The following is a 15,712-nucleotide window of genomic DNA, read 5'->3' as shown; positions in this document are numbered from 1 at the left end:
CTATGACCGATCTGCTCAAGAAATACCTGTTCGAAGACCGCTCCGTCCGCATCCAGGCGGTTCGGCTGCATGAGACCTGGCTGCAAGCCCAGGTCAACCACCAGCACCCGCCCGCCGTCACCCGCCTGCTGGGCGAGCTGGTGGCCGCCTCGACGCTGCTGGCCGCCAACATCAAGTTCGACGGCTCGCTGGTGCTGCAAATCCAGGGCGATGGCCCGCTGGCCCTGCTGGTGGTCGAGTGTCGCTCCGACCTGAGCCTGCGCGCCACCGTCAAGGTCCGCGAAGGGCAATCCATCCCCGATAACGGGACGATGCAAAGCCTGCTCAATGCCAACGGCAACGGCCGCTTCATGGTGGTGCTGGATCCGCAACGCAAGGTGCCCGGCCAGCAGGCTTACCAGGGCATCGTGCCGCTGGAAGGCGAAACCGTCGCCGAGGCGCTGGGCCACTACATGAAGGCGTCCGAGCAACTGGACACGCAGCTGTGGCTTGCCGCCGACGAGCAGCATGCCGCCGGCCTGCTGGTCCAGCGCCTGCCCGACCATGGCGGCACCACCCAGGGCGACGCGGCCGAAAGCTGGAGCCGCGCCACGCACCTGGCCGCCACGCTGCAGCCGGCCGAACTGCTGGCGACCGACACCGACACGCTCATCCACCGACTGTACTGGGAAGAGCCCCTGATGGCGTTCGAGCCGCACGCCGTGCGCTGGTTCTGCCCCTGCACGCGCGAGCGGGTATCGAGCATGCTGCGCTCGCTCGGCCAGGCCGAAGTCGAATCGATTCTTGCCGAACAGGGCCGGGTCGAAGTGTCGTGCGACTTCTGCGGCAAGCCCTACGAATTCGACAAGGTGGATTGCGCCGGCCTGTTCGCGCCCAATTCCCCCATGCCGGAACAGGACCCGCCCACGGTGCACTGACGGCGCCCGTGACGGCCGCGGCCCGCGTACTAGCCACAATCGACGCGCGCGGCGGCGCCCGGCACACTGGGCGGCCATGGAACACGCCGCCGCCGTCCCGCCCCCACGCCACGCAGGCACAGCCGCCCTCGAATTCATGCTGGCCGGCATGCTCTTGCTGGCAGCGTCCATCGCCACCGTCGAAACCATGTATTGGCACCAGATGCGCCACCTGGCCTATCTGGCGCTGATCGAGGCGGCACGCGCCGGCGCCACCTCGCACGGCGAACCCGGCGCCATCGCGCGAGCCTTTGCCCGCGCCATGAGAGCGCGCCATGCGGCAGGCCAGCCCGGCCAGGCCGCAACCCGCCAGCAGCATGCCTGGAACCGCCAGCAGGCGCGCACCGGCCTGCCGGCCTGGCGCATCGCTATCCTGCAGCCCGGCCCGACGGCGTTCGCCGACCATGGCGTCGCCAACCGGGGCCTGCGCCGCCCGCCCCGCATCCGCAACGACTACCAGGCCGAACAACACGCGCAGCGCCTGGCCCAGGGCTGGCCGGGCGGAGCCGGGCCGCGCTCGGGGCTGGACATTTTCCAGGCCAACACGCTGCGGCTGCGGCTGGTCTACCGCCTGGCGCCGCTTTCACCCTGGCTGGGCGCCCTGCTCAGGGCGTCCGCTGCGCTGGCCCAGGCTTGCGCGCGGCCCGCCTGGCGGCAGGGCCTGCTGCCGATACGGCTCGAACTGGAAATGGACATGCAATCCGATCCGGCGCTCTGGCCGGCCCGGCCCGATGTCTCCTATGGCGACGCGCGGGACTGCGACGGCCTCACCGCTGCGGCGTCAGGATAGCCTCGCCGCGATTCTTCAATAGAAAAACCAGGAACCGGGCCGGCTCGGCGGCGCTGGCATTGCGTCCTATGGTGTGCACATCGTCCGGTCCCTCGTGGAAGGTCTGCCCCGGACCCAGGGTGACGGGCTGGCCGCCGCGCACGCCCATCACGATCGAGCCCTGCAGCACATAGACGAATCCGTGCGCATTGTGGCGATGCACGGGATCGGCGCCGCCGGGCGGGTAGTCGACCACGATGACCGCCACCTCCTTGCCGGGATAGTCCTGCAGCGGCTGCGTCATCAGCGGCGTCACGCTGGGTTGGGGCGGCCCCTCCCCGGCGGCCGCCGTGCCGGTGGCCAGGCATAGCGCCAGGCAGAGCATTGGAAAACGGGACATGATTCGCTCCTTGCGGGCCGGGGCTCAGGACAGGCCGGACTTGTCCACGCCGAAGGCCTGGTCGTATTTGCCGGGCTCGATCCGGAAAGCCACGTTGACGCGGTTCCAGGCATTGATCGACATCACCAGGAACGTGAGATCGGAGAGTTCCTGCTCCGACAGCTGCTCGCGCACTTGCGCATGGATCTCATCCGATACGCCCTCGGCCGGTATCCGCGTCAACACTTCGGTCCAGGCCAGGGCGGCGCGTTCGCGGGGGCTGAACAGCGCGGACTCGCGCCACGCCGCGATGTGGTGCAGCCGCAGCGGCCGCTCGCCATGCATGGTGGCCTCCTTGACGTGCATGTCCAGGCAGAAGGTGCAGCCGTTGATCTGCGAAGCCCGGATGTCGACCAGGTCGCGGATCGACGTCTCGATGCTGGACTGTTTCAAGGCCAGGCTGAAGGCGACGAATTTCTTGAACAATTCGGGAGACTGCTGTTGGTAGTCCAGGCGTTGGGTCATGAAGAATGCTCCGGTTGGTTGTCTGGCCAGATCAGGCGCAAGAGCGGCGTCATTGCGGCGCCGGGGAGCGACTGAGCCAGTTCATCAGGCGCGTGGAGCCGACGCGCGGGTTATCGCCGGCCACCAGCGAGCGGTCGTCCAGTTCGCTGCCGAAGTAGCGTGCGTGCACGTCGGCGACGACCTGCCGGCGGTCGCCGCGCGCGGCGAGGAACTTGCGCGCCAGCTCGTCGAGCGGCAAGCGGTCGGGCCCGGCCACTTCCACCGTGCCGTTGAGCGGCATGCCGACGGCGAGGTCGGCCAGCGCGGCGCTGACATCGTCGGCGGCGATGGGCTGGATCAACGCGGGGGACAGGCGCACCGTGTCGCCATCGGCGCCCGCATTGACGATGCTCTCGATGAACTCGAAGAACTGGGTCGCGCGCAGAATGGTGTAAGGCACCTTGGACGCCTTGATGAGCGCCTCCTGGGCCACCTTGGCGCGGAAGTACCCGCTGTCGGCCAGTCGGTCGGTGCCCACCACCGACAGCGCCAGGTGATGCGTCACGCCCGCGGCGGCCTCGGCAGCCAGCAGCGTGCGGCCCGATGTTTCGAAGAATGCCATGACGGCCTGGTCCTCGAAGGAAGGCGAGTTGGCCACGTCGACCACCACCTGCGCGCCATCCAGCGCCTGCGCCAGCCCCTCGCCGGTGATCGTGTTGACGCCGGTGCCCGGCGAAGCCGCCACCGTCTCGTGTCCATCGCGGCGCAGCCGGTTGACCACGTTCGATCCGATCAGGCCGGTGCCGCCAATAACGACTATCTTCATGCTCTGCTCCTTGGGGGTTCGATCGTCGTCGTTGCGGCGACCTGTGCATGCAGTATGCTTGGCACCCTGGCGGAGCACTTTGCCGGCATCTTGTTTTTCCCTTGCTTTTCGCTTGCTTTTCGCTGGGCGCGGCCTGCGCAGGCCGCCCCGTCCCCACGGTCACCCGAACGGCACGCCCCCACGGTCACCCGAACGGCACGCCCCCAAGCACCAGGAGCTGCGAATGCGGTTGGCGTTTGACGACTGTCTGCTCGACCTGGACCGGCGCGAACTGACGCGCGCGTCCCGGGCGGTCGCGACTGCGCCGCAAGTCTTCGACCTGCTGGCCTATTTGCTGGCAAACCGCGAACGCGTCGTCGACCGCGACGAACTGATCCAGGCCGTCTGGAACGGCCGCATCGTCTCCGAATCGACCCTGGCCAGCCATATCAATGCGGTGCGCACGGCGGTCGGCGACAGCGGACAGCGGCAGGCAGTGGTCCGCACCGTCCCTCGCAAGGGCTTTCGCTTCGTGGCCGAGGTACGAACCGACGCGCCGGCCCCGGCCGGGATGGCCAGGACGCCCGCGCCGCCCGCGACGGCGCCGGCACTGCCTGCCAAGCCGTCCATCGCCGTGCTGCCGTTCGTGAACCTGAGCGCGGACCCCGAGCAGGATTACTTGGCCGACGGCGTGGTGGAGGACATCATCGCCGCGCTGTCGCAATACCGCTGGCTGTTCGTGGTGGCGCGCAATTCCAGCTTCACCTACAAGGGACGGGCCGTGAACGTGCGCCAGGTGGGCCGCGAACTGGGCGTGCGCTATGTACTGGAAGGCAGCTGGCGCAAGGAGCGGAACCGTGTGCGGATCACCGGACAACTGATCGACGCCGCGAGCGGCGCGCACCACTGGGCGGATCGATACGAGGGCGTGCTGGACGATATCTTCGCGTTGCAGGACCAGATCACCGAAAACGTGGTCGGCGCGATCGCGCCGCAGCTGGAACGCGCTGAAATCGAGCGCGCGCGGCGCAAGCCCACCGACAGCCTGGACGCCTACGACTACTACCTGCGCGGCATGGCCTGCGCGCACCAGGGCACCCGGCAGGCCGCCGAGCAGGCCTTGCCGCTATTTCACCGCGCCATCGCCTGCGATCCCGAATTCGCGCCGGCCTATGCCATGGCCGCCTGGTGCCATTGCTGGCGCAAGGTCAATGGCTGGATGCAGGACAAACCGCGGGAAATGGCCGAGGGCGCCCGCCTGGCCCGCCGTGCCGTGGAACTGGACCGGATCGATGCGGTGGCCCTCACGCGCAGCGGCCACGCGCTGGGCCACCTGGCCGGCGATCTGCAAGGCGGCATCGCCTTGCTGGACCGGGCGCTGGTGCTCAACCCCAACCTGGCCGCGGCCTGGTTCCTGAGCGCGTTCCTGCGCCTGTGGCACGGCGAGACCGCGCAGGCCGTCACGCACTTCACCCACGCCATGCGCCTGAGCCCGCTGGACCCCGAGCTGTACCGGATGCAGGCCGGCATGGGGGTGGCGCATCTCTTCCTGGGGCATCACGACGCCGCGACGGCGTGGGCCGAACAGGCGTTGCGCGAGCTGCCCAGCTTCCTGATGGCGGTCGCCATTGCCGCGGCCGGCCATGCCCTGGCCGGCCACGGCGCCCAGGCACGGCGCGCCATGGACCAGTTGCGCCGGCTCGATCCCGCCTTGCGGCTGGCCGGCCTGTCGGAATGGCTGCCGATCCGCAAGGGCGAGAACCTCGCCATTCTCGCCCAGGGGCTGCGCCTGGCGGGCCTGCCTGAATAGCGCCGGGCCGCCCCAAGGCAAAAAAAACTCCCCTGGCGGGGAGTGTTGGCGCGTCCGGCTCAGCGGCTCAGCGGCGCGGCGGCGTGGCGGGCGGCCTGGGCTTGGACAGCGCCGAGGCCTGTGGCGTGGAATTGTCCGAGGGCAGCGGCGTGCCGGGCGGCAGGATATGCACGAAGACTTCGCCTTCGCGCATCATGCCCAGCTCGCTGCGGGCACGCTCCTCGACCGCGCCCACGCCGGTCGCCAGGTCGCGCACTTCGGCTTCCAGCGCCGTATTGCGCGCCCGCAAGCCGTCGTTGGTCTCGCGCTGTTCGGCCACCTGCCGCTGCAGATCCCATACCTTGAACCAGCCGCCCTTGCCCAGCCAGAGCGGGTATTGGATCAAGCCTAGCAGCACTAGCAGCACCAGGAACAGCAGGCGCATACGCGGGCACCTTGAGCAAACGCGGTAGACAGCGGTTTCCGGCCGGGCCGCGATGCCGCGGCCTGGCCGGATTACTGACCATTAACGCAGGTTGTAGAACGCCTCGAGGCCCGGATAGGAAGCCACTTCGGCCAGTTCTTCCTCGATGCGCAGCAACTGGTTGTACTTCGCCATGCGGTCGGAACGCGACAGCGAACCGGTCTTGATCTGCATGGCGTTGGTAGCCACCGCGATGTCGGCAATGGTGGAGTCTTCGGTTTCACCGGAACGGTGCGAGACAACGGCGGTGTAGCCGGCGCGCTTGGCCATTTCGATGGCGGCGAAGGTCTCGGTCAGGGTGCCGATCTGGTTGATCTTGATGAGGATCGAGTTGGCCACGCCCTTCTGGATGCCTTCGCGCAGGATGCGCGTGTTGGTGACGAACAGGTCGTCGCCCACCAGCTGCACCTTCTTGCCCAGCTGGTCGGTCAGCAGCTTCCAGCCGTCCCAGTCGTTTTCGGCCATGCCGTCTTCGATCGAGATGATGGGGTACTTGTCGCACCAGGTCGCCAGCAGGTTGGCAAACTCCTGCGAGGACAGCGATACGCCGCCTTCGCCAGCCAGCGTGTACTTGCCGTCACGGTAGAACTCCGAGCTGGCGCAATCCAGGCCCAGGGCGATCTGCGTACCCGGCTCGTAGCCGGCTTCGGTGATGGCCTTGAGGATCAGCTGGATGGCGGCCTCGTGGCTGGCCACGTTGGGCGCGAAACCGCCCTCGTCGCCCACGGCGGTCGACATGCCCTGGTCGTGGATCAGCTTCTTGAGCATGTGGAACACTTCGGCGCCCCAGCGCAGCGCTTCGCGGAAGCTGGCCGCGCCCACCGGCAGGATCATCAGCTCCTGCAGGTCCAGCGTATTGTTGGCGTGCGCGCCGCCGTTGATGACGTTCATCATCGGCACGGGCATGCTCATGGGGCCGCTGCCGCCGAAGTAGCGGTACAGCGACAGGCCCGACTCGTCGGCCGCGGCGCGCGCGACCGCCATGCTGGCGGCCAGCATGGCATTGGCGCCCAGGCGCTCCTTGCTGTCGGTGCCGTCGAGTTCGATCAGGGTACGATCAACGAAGGTCTGCTCCTGCGCATCCAGGCCCATCAGGGCTTCGGAGATCTCGGTGTTGAGATTCTCCACCGCCCGCAGCACGCCCTTGCCCAGATAACGGCCCTTGTCGCCGTCGCGCAGTTCGATGGCCTCGCGCGAGCCGGTGGAGGCGCCCGAAGGCACGGAGGCGCGACCCATCGCGCCCGACTCCAGCAGCACATCGCACTCGACAGTAGGGTTGCCGCGCGAATCGAGGATTTCGCGGCCGATGATATCGACGATTGCACTCATGGTTCTTACATTCCCTGAACGATAAACATATTCATGATGGCCGCGCCTTCCCGCGCATTGCGGGCACGGCGATACTGATAGGAGTCATAGAAGGCCTGCGCCTTGTCGACGGACGGAAACTCCATGATGACCGTGCGGCCGGGCTCCCTGCCCTCGAGGTGCCGCGACTCGCCGCCGCGCACCAGAACCTTCGCATCGTAGGCGCGCATGGCCAGGGTGGACAGGCGCTTATAGTCTTCGTACTGCGCGGGTTTGGTAACGGAAACGTCGGCGATCAGGTAGGCACTCATGCGATTCCTTCAGACAAACTGGTTTTCGAGAAAGCCACTGCGTTTGGTGACGCGGTCCAGCGCCACCAGCGATTCAAGCAACTCCGCCATGCGGTCCAGCGGCACGGCGTTGGGGCCGTCGGACATGGCGCAGGCGGGATTGGGATGGGTTTCCATGAACAGCCCGGCCACGCCGACCGCAACGGCGGCACGCGCCAGCACCGGCACGAATTCGCGCTGACCGCCCGACGAGGCCCCCTGCCCGCCCGGCAATTGCACCGAGTGCGTGGCATCGAACACGACGGGACAGTCGGTTTCCCGCATGATAGCGAGCGAACGCATGTCGGACACTAAGTTGTTGTATCCGAAAGAAGCGCCACGCTCGCAAACCAGGATGTTATTGCCGTCGCCGCCGGCTTCGAGCGCCGCGTCGCGGGCCTTCCGGGCCACCTGGAGCATGTCGTGCGGCGCCAGGAACTGGCCCTTTTTGATGTTCACCGGCTTGAGCGTGGCCGCACAGGCGCGGATGAAGTCGGTCTGCCGGCACAGGAAGGCCGGCGTCTGCAGCATGTCGACCACCGCGGCCACGGGCGCGACCTGGTCGATATCGTGGACGTCGGTGAGAACCGGCACATCCAGCTGGGCGCGCACGTCGGCCAGGATCTTCAGGCCTTCGTCCATGCCCGGCCCGCGAAACGACTTGCCCGAACTGCGGTTGGCCTTGTCGAACGAGCTCTTGTAGATGAAGGGCACGCCCAGCTTGCCGGTGATCTCCTTGAGACGGCCGGCGGTTTCGAAGGCCAGCTCGCGCGACTCGATGACGCACGGGCCGGCGATCAGGAAAAAGGGATGATCCAGGCCGATATCGAAACCGCAGGCTTTCATCACGCCTCCTTGGCGCGCTGCGCTTTGTGCTCGAGCGCCGCCCGGATATAGCTGGAGAACAGGGGGTGCCCGTCGCGCGGCGTCGAAGTGAACTCGGGGTGGAACTGCACGCCCACGAACCACGGATGGCTGGGCAGCTCCATCATCTCGGGCAGGTTCTCGGTGGGCGTGCGCGCGCTGATCACCATGCCGGCATCTTCGAGCCGGGGGACATACACGTTGTTGACTTCGTAGCGATGGCGATGGCGCTCGTTGACGTCGTCGCCGTAGATGGACTGCGCCCGCGTGCCCGGGCGGATCGGACAGCGCTGCGCGCCCTTGCGCATGGTGCCGCCGAGATCCGAGCTGTTGTCGCGGCGCTCGACGCGGCCTTCGCGGTCCATCCACTCGGTGATCAGGGCCACCACCGGATGCGGCGCGGCCGGATCGAACTCGGTACTGTTGGCGCCGCCCAGGCCGGCCACGTGGCGCGCGAACTCGATCACGGCCAGCTGCATGCCCAGGCAGATGCCCAGGTACGGCACGCCGTTCTCGCGCGCATAGCGGATGGCGGCGATCTTGCCCTCGGTGCCGCGCTTGCCGAAGCCGCCGGGCACCAGGATGGCGTCCAGGTGCTTGAGCTGGTCGGTGCCGCGGGTCTCGATATCCTCGGAGTCGATGTACTCGATATTGACCTTGGAGCGCGTGTGGATGCCGGCGTGCACCAACGCTTCGCTGAGCGACTTGTACGACTCGGTCAGGTCGACGTACTTGCCGACCATGCCGATGGTGACGGAATCCTGCGGGTGCTCGAGCGCGTCGACCAGGTTGTCCCACATGGACAGGTCGGCCGGCGGCGGAGTCAGGCCCAGGGCCTCGCACACGATGTTGTCCACGCCCTGCTTGTGCAGCATGGCGGGAATCTTGTAGATGGAATCGACGTCCCAGACCGAAATCACGGCATCGAGCGGTACGTTCGAGAACATCGAGATCTTGGCGCGCTCGTCGTCGGGAATGCGGCGGTCGGCGCGGCACAGCAGCACGTTCGGGTAGATGCCGATCTCGCGCAGCTTCTGTACCGAATGCTGGGTGGGCTTGGTCTTGAGCTCGCCGGCCGACGCGATGTAGGGCACCAGCGTCAGGTGCACGAAGGCGGCGTTGTTGCGCCCCATGCGCAGGCTCATCTGGCGAGCGGCCTCCAGGAAGGGCAGCGACTCGATGTCGCCCACGGTGCCGCCGATCTCGACGATGGCCACGTCGGTGGCGCCATTCCAGGCGGCCTCGGCGCCACGCGCGACGAAGTCCTGGATTTCGTTGGTGATGTGCGGAATGACCTGGACGGTCTTGCCGAGGTAGTCGCCGCGGCGTTCCTTGCGCAGGACGGATTCGTAGATCTGGCCGGTGGTGAAGTTGTTCACCTTGCGCATCCGGGCCGAAATGAAGCGCTCGTAGTGGCCCAGGTCGAGGTCGGTTTCGGCCCCATCCTCGGTCACGAACACCTCGCCGTGCTGGAACGGGCTCATGGTGCCGGGATCAACGTTGATATAGGGGTCCAGCTTGAGCAGGGTGACTTGCAGGCCGCGCGACTCGAGAATCGCGGCGAGGGACGCGGCGGCGATCCCTTTGCCCAGGGAAGACACCACACCGCCGGTGACAAATACGTATTTGGTCATCGTGAGTGAGCGCCCGGGACGAGCGGGCGCATGCGGGAAATTTGGATTATACCCGGGGAAGCGGACGTGTTGGGGTTTCCCCTAGGCAGGCGGCGGTAACAGTTGGCCGCGCGCCACGCCGGCGTCCGCACGCCTGTCCATGTTAGGTCGGGGCCCGCCCGCACGCCAGCCCCGTGCCCGATTTCCCGCCCGCCGGACCTGCGTCCGGCGGCCGTTCAGTCCGCGCCCAGCGGCCGGGTGCGCGCCTGCAGCCATTGCAGCGCGGCGCCCTCGACCCACGGCGCCAGGCGCTCGCGCACGGTGCGGTGGTAGTCATCCAGCCAGGCGATCTCGTCGGCGCGCAGCAGCGTGGCGTCGATGCAGCGCGTGTCGATCGGACACAGCGTCAGGGTCTCGAAGCAGAGGAACTCGCCCAGCTCGCCCTCCAGCCACGTGCGGTTGGCCACCAGGTTCTCGATGCGCACGCCCCAGCGGCCGGGCCGGTAGATACCCGGCTCGTTGGACGTGATCATGCCCGGCTCCATGGCGGTATGCGGGCCGGGCGCGGCGCGGTACGAGATGACCTGCGGCCCCTCGTGCACATTGAGGAAATAGCCCACGCCATGGCCGGTGCCGTGGCCATACTCGGCGCCTCCCGCCCAGATGGGCGCCCGGGCGATGGCGTCGAGCATGGGCGAAGGCGTGCCGCGCGGGAAGGACGCGCGCGACAGGGCAATCATGCCCTTGAGCACCAGCGTGAAATCGACCTTCTGGTCGGCGCTGGGCGCGCCGACGGCGACCACCCGCGTGATATCGGTGGTGCCGCCCAGGTACTGGCCGCCGGAATCGATCAACAGCAGGCCGTCGCCCTCGATGGCGGCATGCGCCTGCGGCGTGGCCCGGTAATGCGGCATGGCGCCGTTGGCATTGAAGCCGGCGATGGTGGCGAAGCTGGGGCACACGTAGCCGGGCCGGCGGCTGCGCGCGGCCGTGATGCGTTCGTCGATGGTCAATTCGCTGACCGGCTCGCGGCCCACCGCGCCCTCGAACCAGGCGAAGAACTCGCACAGCGCCGCGCCGTCCTGCTCCATGGCGGCGCGCACGCTGGCCAGCTCGGCGTCGCTCTTGCGCGACTTGTACAGCGTCGAGGGGTTGATGGCCTCGATGCGCGGCACGGCCGGATCCATGGCGTGGAAAACGCCGCAGGTGACGCGCGCCGGATCGATCAGCAGCGTCTGGTCGGTATGCAGCGAACCCAGCGCTTCGGCGGCCAGCCCATAATCGGCCGTCTCGACCCCGTCGGCGGCCAGCGCCTGGCGCAGCGCCGCGTCGATCTTGCCATCGGCGACGAACAGGGTGGCATGATCCGGCCCGACCAGGGCGTGGGCCAGGAAAACCGGGTTGTATTCGACGTCCGAGCCGCGCAGGTTGAACAGCCAGGCGATGTCGTCCAGCGTGGACAGCCAGTGCGCATCGGCGCCCTGCGCGCGCATGGCGGCGCGCACGCGCGCCAGCTTGTCGGCGCGCGGCTCGCAGGCGTGCGGGGCCGGAAGTTCGTAGACGGGCGCCGACGGCAGGCCCGGCCGGTCGGGCCAGATGGCCTGCAGCAGGTCGGACAGGATGTCCAGATGGATGCCGGCGGGCGCCAGCGCCGCCGACAGCGCGCGAAACGCGGCCAGCCCCAGGACCTGGCCGTCCACCCCCACCCTGCTGCCCGCGGGCAACCGGGCGGCCAGCCAGTCCACGTGGCCCGGCGTGCTGGCCTGGGCGATCTTCATGAGCGTCACGCCGGTGCCGGCCAACTGGTTCTCGGCCTGCACCCAGTAGCGGCTGTCGACCCACAGCCCGGCGAAATCGCGCGTGACGACCAATGTGCCCACCGACCCCGTGAAACCGGACAGCCAGCGCCGGCCCTGCCAGCGCCCCGGCAGGTATTCCGACAGGTGCGGATCGGCCGACGGCACGATGTAGGCGTCCAGCTGGTGCTGGCGCATGGCCCGGCGCAGCGCGCCGATACGGTTATCGGTGACAGACATGAGGTTCCTTAACGCAGCATGAAGGACATGGCGGCGAGGCTGTTGAGCATGCGGATGGCGGCCTGCATGCTGTCGACGGTAAAGCGCAGCGTGACGCCGTCCACGCGCTCCAGCGTGGGCCAGGTGCAGAACAGGTCGGCCAGCGCCGCGCCCTGGGTCTGCAAACGGCATTCTATCGGCGCGGCGATGCGCAGGGGAGCCAGCCCGTCCAGATTGCGCACGGCGGTCTCGGCCGCCTGGGCGATGGCCCGCCGCGCGGCGGCCGGCGTGAGGGTCACGCCGCTGCCCTGCCCGTGCGCGACCTTGGTCTGCACCCATTGGGCGGCGGGAAACAGTGGGCGGGTCTCGGCGATGAACACATCGTCGCCGCTGGCCAGCGCCACCGGCACCCCCAGTTCGCCGGCCAGCGCGCCATACAGGCCGGCCTCGCCCAGCTCCGTGCCGTTGATGAAGACGCGCGCGAACGCGAAGCTGTTGATCGTGTGCGCCAGCACCCCGCGGCCCTGCGAGCGCGAGTGGTAGCCGATCATGAACACCGCGTCGCAGGACTCCTCGAGCCCGCCCATCATGCCCAGATAGCGCGGCTTGCCCAGCACCAGGCGGGCCCGCTCGTCGAGCTGGTCGGGCAGCAGATTGCGAAAGCCGCCGTGCGAGTCGTTGACCAGCACTTCCTCGGCCCCGCCCGCGATGGCGCCGGCGATGGCGGCGTTGGCCTCGCCGGTCATCCAGGCCCGCGCGCGCTCGTATTCGCCATTGCCCGGGCGCACCTGCTCGGCATGGAACACGCCGGCCACGCCTTCGATATCGGTCGAAATCAGGACTTTCATGGAGAACTGCCTCGATTGGGGGAATGTCAGAAGGCCGTCTCGGCCAGCCACTGGCGCCACTGGGGCGCCGCCTCGCGAATCGCGCGCCGCACGTGGCCGTCGCGCCCGGCCACCGTCTCGGCCCGCCACAGCGCCGCCACGATGGCCTGTTCGACCGCCTCGGCGGCGGCCTCGAACAGGGCATCGATACGGGTTTCGTGCAGCATCACCTGCACCGGCATGCCTCGCTCGGCCAGGTGCGGAATCGTGTAGGCCGTGGAAAACGCCAGGGCGATGTCGCCGCTGCCATGGCCGAACACCGAACCGGTGCGCGCCAGGCCCGCCCCGGCGCGCAGGGACAGCCGGCGCAATTGGCGCGAATCCAGCGGCGCGTCGGTCGCCAGCAACAGGATGATGGACCCCTTTTCGGGCTGGCCCGCGGGTTCGCCGTCGCGCGCGGCGGCGGCCAGCCGGCGGCCGAACGGACGGCCGGCAATCGTCATGCTGGAGCGCTGGCCGAAGTTGGACAGCACCAGCGCGCCTACCGTATAACGCTGGCCCGGATAGGCCTCGGCCAGGCGCGACGCCGAACCGATGCCGCCCTTGAACCCGAAACTGGACATGCCGCGTCCGGCGCCCACCGAGCCCTGCTCGAAGACGCTGGCGGCGCCGCGCCAGGCCTGCTCGTAGTGCGCCTCGGCCACGGCCTGCGCCTGGATATCATTCAGGTAGCCGTCGTTGCACTCGAACACCAGCGGGTTGACCGTCGGCCAGGCGCGCCCGATCTCCGGGTTGGCGGCAATGGCCTGGCGGATCTGCGCGTTGGCCACGGCGCCCACGGCAAAGGTATTGGTCAGCGCAATAGGCGTTTCCAGCACGCCCAGTTCTTCCACCTGGATCAGGCCACAGCTCTTGCCGAAACCATTGAGCACGGTGGCCGCGGCCGGCACCTTGTTGCGAAACGGATCGCCTTCGTGCGGACGCACCACGGTGACGCCGGTCTGCCGCGCGCCCTGCGCCAAAGTGAAATGCCCGACGGTCACGCCGGGCACATCGCCGATCGAATCGAGTTCGCCCGCCGGCAGCATGCCGATGCGCGGGAGGTCCAATTGTTCCATAGCATTCGTCCGTGTCGCCACGGCCCTGGAGATAACAGGGCCGCCGCGCGGGCGGCCCGACCGGCGCGGCGCCTGCATGCACCGCGCGCCCTGCCCTACTTGCGGTCTATCCGGGGATCCAGCGCGTCGCGCAAGCCATCGCCCAGCAGATTGAACGCCAGCACGGTAAAGAAAATCGCCAGCGCCGGGAAGATCGCCACATGCGGGGCGATGACCATGTCGGCGCGGGCCTCGCTCAGCATCGCCCCCCACTCGGGCGTGGGCGGCTGCGCCCCCATGCCCAGGAAGGACAGGCTGGCCGCCGTGATGATGGAGGTGCCGATGCGCATGGTGCCGTACACGACGATGGGGGATATCGTGCCCGGCAGGATATGCCGCATGATGATAGTCCAATCGGAAGCGCCGACGCTGCGCACCGCCTCGACATAGGTCATCTGCTTGATCGCCAGCGTATTGCCGCGCACCAGGCGGGCAAAGGCCGGCACGCTGAACACCGCCACCGCGACAATGACGTTGACCATGCTCGACCCCAGGATCGCCACCACGCCGATGGCCAGCAGCATGCCCGGGAACGCCAGCAGCACGTCGGAAATGCGCATGGTGATGCGTTCCCACCAGCCCTGGTAGTAGCCCGCCATCAGGCCCATGAACGTGCCGACCACGGCGCCCATGGCCACCGACAGGAAGCCGGCGGCCAGCGAAATTCGCGCGCCCATGACGATGCGGCTGAAGATGTCGCGGCCCAGCGAGTCCACGCCCAGCCAGTGAGTGGCCGACGGCCCGGCGTTCAGGGCGTCGTAGTCGAAGAAATTCTCCGGATCGAACGGCACGATCCAGGGCGCGAGGATGGCGATGAGCGCCAGCAGCAGGACGAACAGGCCGGCGCCGACGGCCAGCTTCTGCTTCTTGAACTTGCGCCAGAACTCGGAGGCGGGCGTGCGCACGTCCTCCTTGGCGGCCTGCGCGGCCACGGCGGCGGTATTGGTGTGGCTCATGGCCGCCTCACTTGTAGCGGATGCTGGGATTGATGACGCCATACAGCACGTCCACAATCAGGTTGATCAGGATGAATTCCAGCGAGAACAGCAGCACCAGGCCCTGGATCACCGGATAGTCGCGCTGCGTGACCGCGTCGACCAGCAGCCGGCCCAGGCCCGGCCAATTGAACACGGTCTCCACCACGATGGAGCCGCCCAGCAGGAAACCGAACTGCAGCCCCATCATGGTGACCACGGGAATGAGCGCATTGCGCAAGGCGTGCTTGGTCACCACCACGCGCTCGGACAGGCCCTTGGCGCGCGCCGTGCGCACGAAATCCTCCTGGATCACCTCGACGAACGAGGCGCGCGTAAAGCGCGCCATCACGGCCGCGACCGCCGCGCCCAGCGTCAGCGACGGCAGGATGTAGTGTTTCCAGCTCGAAGCGCCCACGGTGGGCAGCCAGCCCAGGTTCACCGAGAACACCTGCATCAACATCATGCCCAGCGCGAACGCCGGGAACGAAATGCCCGATACCGCCAGGGTCATGCCCAGCCGATCGGGCCAGCGATTGCGCCAGACCGCCGAGACCACGCCGATGGCCATGCCGAACACCACCGACCAGATCATGCTGGCCAGCGTGAGCCACAACGTGGGCATGAAGCGGTCGGCGATTTCGGTGGACACCGGGCGCTTGGTACGCAGCGACGTCCCGAGATCGCCCTGCAGCATGTGGCCGAAGTAGCGCACGAACTGCTGCGGCAGCGGCAGGTCCAGGCCCAGCTCCTGGCGCACCAGCTCGACCGTTTCCTGGTCGGCCTCCTGCCCGGCGGCCAGCCGCGCCGGGTCGCCGGGCAGCATGTGCACGAAAAGGAACACGACCACGGCCACCAGCAACAGGGTGGGGATCATGCCCAACAGACGTTTGACGATATAGGTCAGCATTGGAATTCCCGCGACACCGGCGGGGGTCG

The 15,712-nt window shown here is 68.1% G+C and carries 16 protein-coding genes; 3 read left to right on the top strand and 13 right to left on the bottom strand.

All coding sequences use genetic code 11. From position 1 onward, the window contains the following. Nucleotides 1-2 precede the first annotated feature (2 nt). Entirely contained in the window at nucleotides 3-917 is a 915-nt protein-coding gene (gene hslO / locus EL288_RS06595) for an Hsp33 family molecular chaperone HslO (RefSeq protein ID WP_010930902.1), read from the top strand. Nucleotides 918-993: 76 nt separating this feature from the next. After that, the gene (locus EL288_RS06590) at nucleotides 994-1,746 is read left to right on the top strand and encodes a TadE/TadG family type IV pilus assembly protein (RefSeq protein ID WP_033458342.1); all 753 of its coding nucleotides are present in this window, start codon (nucleotides 994-996) and stop codon (nucleotides 1,744-1,746) included. Here the strand turns inward: EL288_RS06590 and EL288_RS06585 are convergent. Genes EL288_RS06585 through EL288_RS06575 form a run of 3 tightly spaced genes read right to left on the bottom strand, consistent with a single transcriptional unit; the run spans nucleotide 1,724 to nucleotide 3,434 of the window. Continuing rightward, nucleotides 1,724-2,125: a cupin domain-containing protein gene (locus tag EL288_RS06585; RefSeq protein ID WP_010930904.1), complete on the bottom strand. Its 402-nt coding sequence runs from the start codon at nucleotides 2,123-2,125 to the stop codon at nucleotides 1,724-1,726. The genes EL288_RS06590 and EL288_RS06585 overlap by 23 nt on opposite strands. Nucleotides 2,126-2,149: 24 nt before the next feature. Beyond that, the gene (locus EL288_RS06580; protein ID WP_003813692.1) at nucleotides 2,150-2,629 is read right to left on the bottom strand and encodes a carboxymuconolactone decarboxylase family protein; all 480 of its coding nucleotides are present in this window, start codon (nucleotides 2,627-2,629) and stop codon (nucleotides 2,150-2,152) included. A gap of 49 nt (nucleotides 2,630-2,678) precedes the next feature. Continuing rightward, the gene (locus EL288_RS06575; RefSeq protein WP_003813694.1) at nucleotides 2,679-3,434 is read right to left on the bottom strand and encodes an SDR family oxidoreductase; all 756 of its coding nucleotides are present in this window, start codon (nucleotides 3,432-3,434) and stop codon (nucleotides 2,679-2,681) included. 223 nt (nucleotides 3,435-3,657) lie between these two features. On the opposite strand from EL288_RS06575, the gene EL288_RS06570 reads away from it, so the two are divergent. Beyond that, nucleotides 3,658-5,223 (top strand): winged helix-turn-helix domain-containing tetratricopeptide repeat protein, encoded by a 1,566-nt coding sequence (locus tag EL288_RS06570; RefSeq protein WP_033447430.1) that lies wholly within the window; start codon nucleotides 3,658-3,660, stop codon nucleotides 5,221-5,223. A gap of 67 nt (nucleotides 5,224-5,290) precedes the next feature. On the opposite strand, the gene ftsB is transcribed toward EL288_RS06570, so the two are convergent. The 10 genes from ftsB to gsiC form a co-directional block, all read right to left on the bottom strand. Continuing rightward, complete coding sequence (ftsB, locus tag EL288_RS06565; RefSeq protein ID WP_003813698.1) at nucleotides 5,291-5,647, bottom strand: cell division protein FtsB; 357 nt, start codon at nucleotides 5,645-5,647, stop codon at nucleotides 5,291-5,293. Nucleotides 5,648-5,728: 81 nt separating this feature from the next. Next, nucleotides 5,729-7,015: a phosphopyruvate hydratase gene (gene eno, locus EL288_RS06560; protein WP_003813700.1), complete on the bottom strand. Its 1,287-nt coding sequence runs from the start codon at nucleotides 7,013-7,015 to the stop codon at nucleotides 5,729-5,731. A 5-nt stretch (nucleotides 7,016-7,020) separates the two neighbouring features. Next, nucleotides 7,021-7,305 carry a DUF1330 domain-containing protein gene (locus tag EL288_RS06555; protein WP_003813702.1) on the bottom strand — a complete coding sequence of 95 codons (285 nt, stop codon included), beginning with the start codon at nucleotides 7,303-7,305 and terminating at the stop codon, nucleotides 7,021-7,023. A gap of 9 nt (nucleotides 7,306-7,314) precedes the next feature. Then, nucleotides 7,315-8,172: a 3-deoxy-8-phosphooctulonate synthase gene (gene kdsA, locus EL288_RS06550; protein WP_003813703.1), complete on the bottom strand. Its 858-nt coding sequence runs from the start codon at nucleotides 8,170-8,172 to the stop codon at nucleotides 7,315-7,317. Continuing rightward, nucleotides 8,169-9,821, bottom strand: coding sequence for a CTP synthase (locus tag EL288_RS06545; RefSeq protein ID WP_003813705.1), 1,653 nt, complete (start codon nucleotides 9,819-9,821; stop codon nucleotides 8,169-8,171). The genes kdsA and EL288_RS06545 overlap by 4 nt, the downstream gene beginning before the upstream one ends. Nucleotides 9,822-10,036: 215 nt before the next feature. After that, nucleotides 10,037-11,836, bottom strand: coding sequence for an aminopeptidase P family protein (locus EL288_RS06540; RefSeq protein ID WP_010926935.1), 1,800 nt, complete (start codon nucleotides 11,834-11,836; stop codon nucleotides 10,037-10,039). Between the two features lie 8 nt (nucleotides 11,837-11,844). After that, nucleotides 11,845-12,663, bottom strand: a complete 819-nt coding sequence (locus tag EL288_RS06535; protein ID WP_003813709.1) for a M55 family metallopeptidase — start codon at nucleotides 12,661-12,663, stop codon at nucleotides 11,845-11,847. Nucleotides 12,664-12,689: 26 nt separating this feature from the next. Then, nucleotides 12,690-13,838: a DmpA family aminopeptidase gene (locus EL288_RS06530; protein WP_003813710.1), complete on the bottom strand. Its 1,149-nt coding sequence runs from the start codon at nucleotides 13,836-13,838 to the stop codon at nucleotides 12,690-12,692. Nucleotides 13,839-13,855: 17 nt separating this feature from the next. Further along, nucleotides 13,856-14,755, bottom strand: a complete 900-nt coding sequence (gene gsiD, locus EL288_RS06525) for a glutathione ABC transporter permease GsiD (protein ID WP_003813711.1) — start codon at nucleotides 14,753-14,755, stop codon at nucleotides 13,856-13,858. Between the two features lie 7 nt (nucleotides 14,756-14,762). Next, a complete protein-coding gene (gene gsiC, locus EL288_RS06520) occupies nucleotides 14,763-15,683 on the bottom strand; it encodes a glutathione ABC transporter permease GsiC (RefSeq protein ID WP_003813715.1) in 921 nt (306 codons plus the stop codon). Between the last annotated feature and the right edge of the window lie 29 nt (nucleotides 15,684-15,712).

The sequence above is a fragment of the Bordetella bronchiseptica genome (assembly GCF_900636925.1).
Lineage (GTDB): Bacteria > Pseudomonadota > Gammaproteobacteria > Burkholderiales > Burkholderiaceae_B > Bordetella > Bordetella pertussis.
Note: the sequence above shows the minus strand (reverse complement) of the source record. Positions and strands in the feature narration are given on the sequence as shown.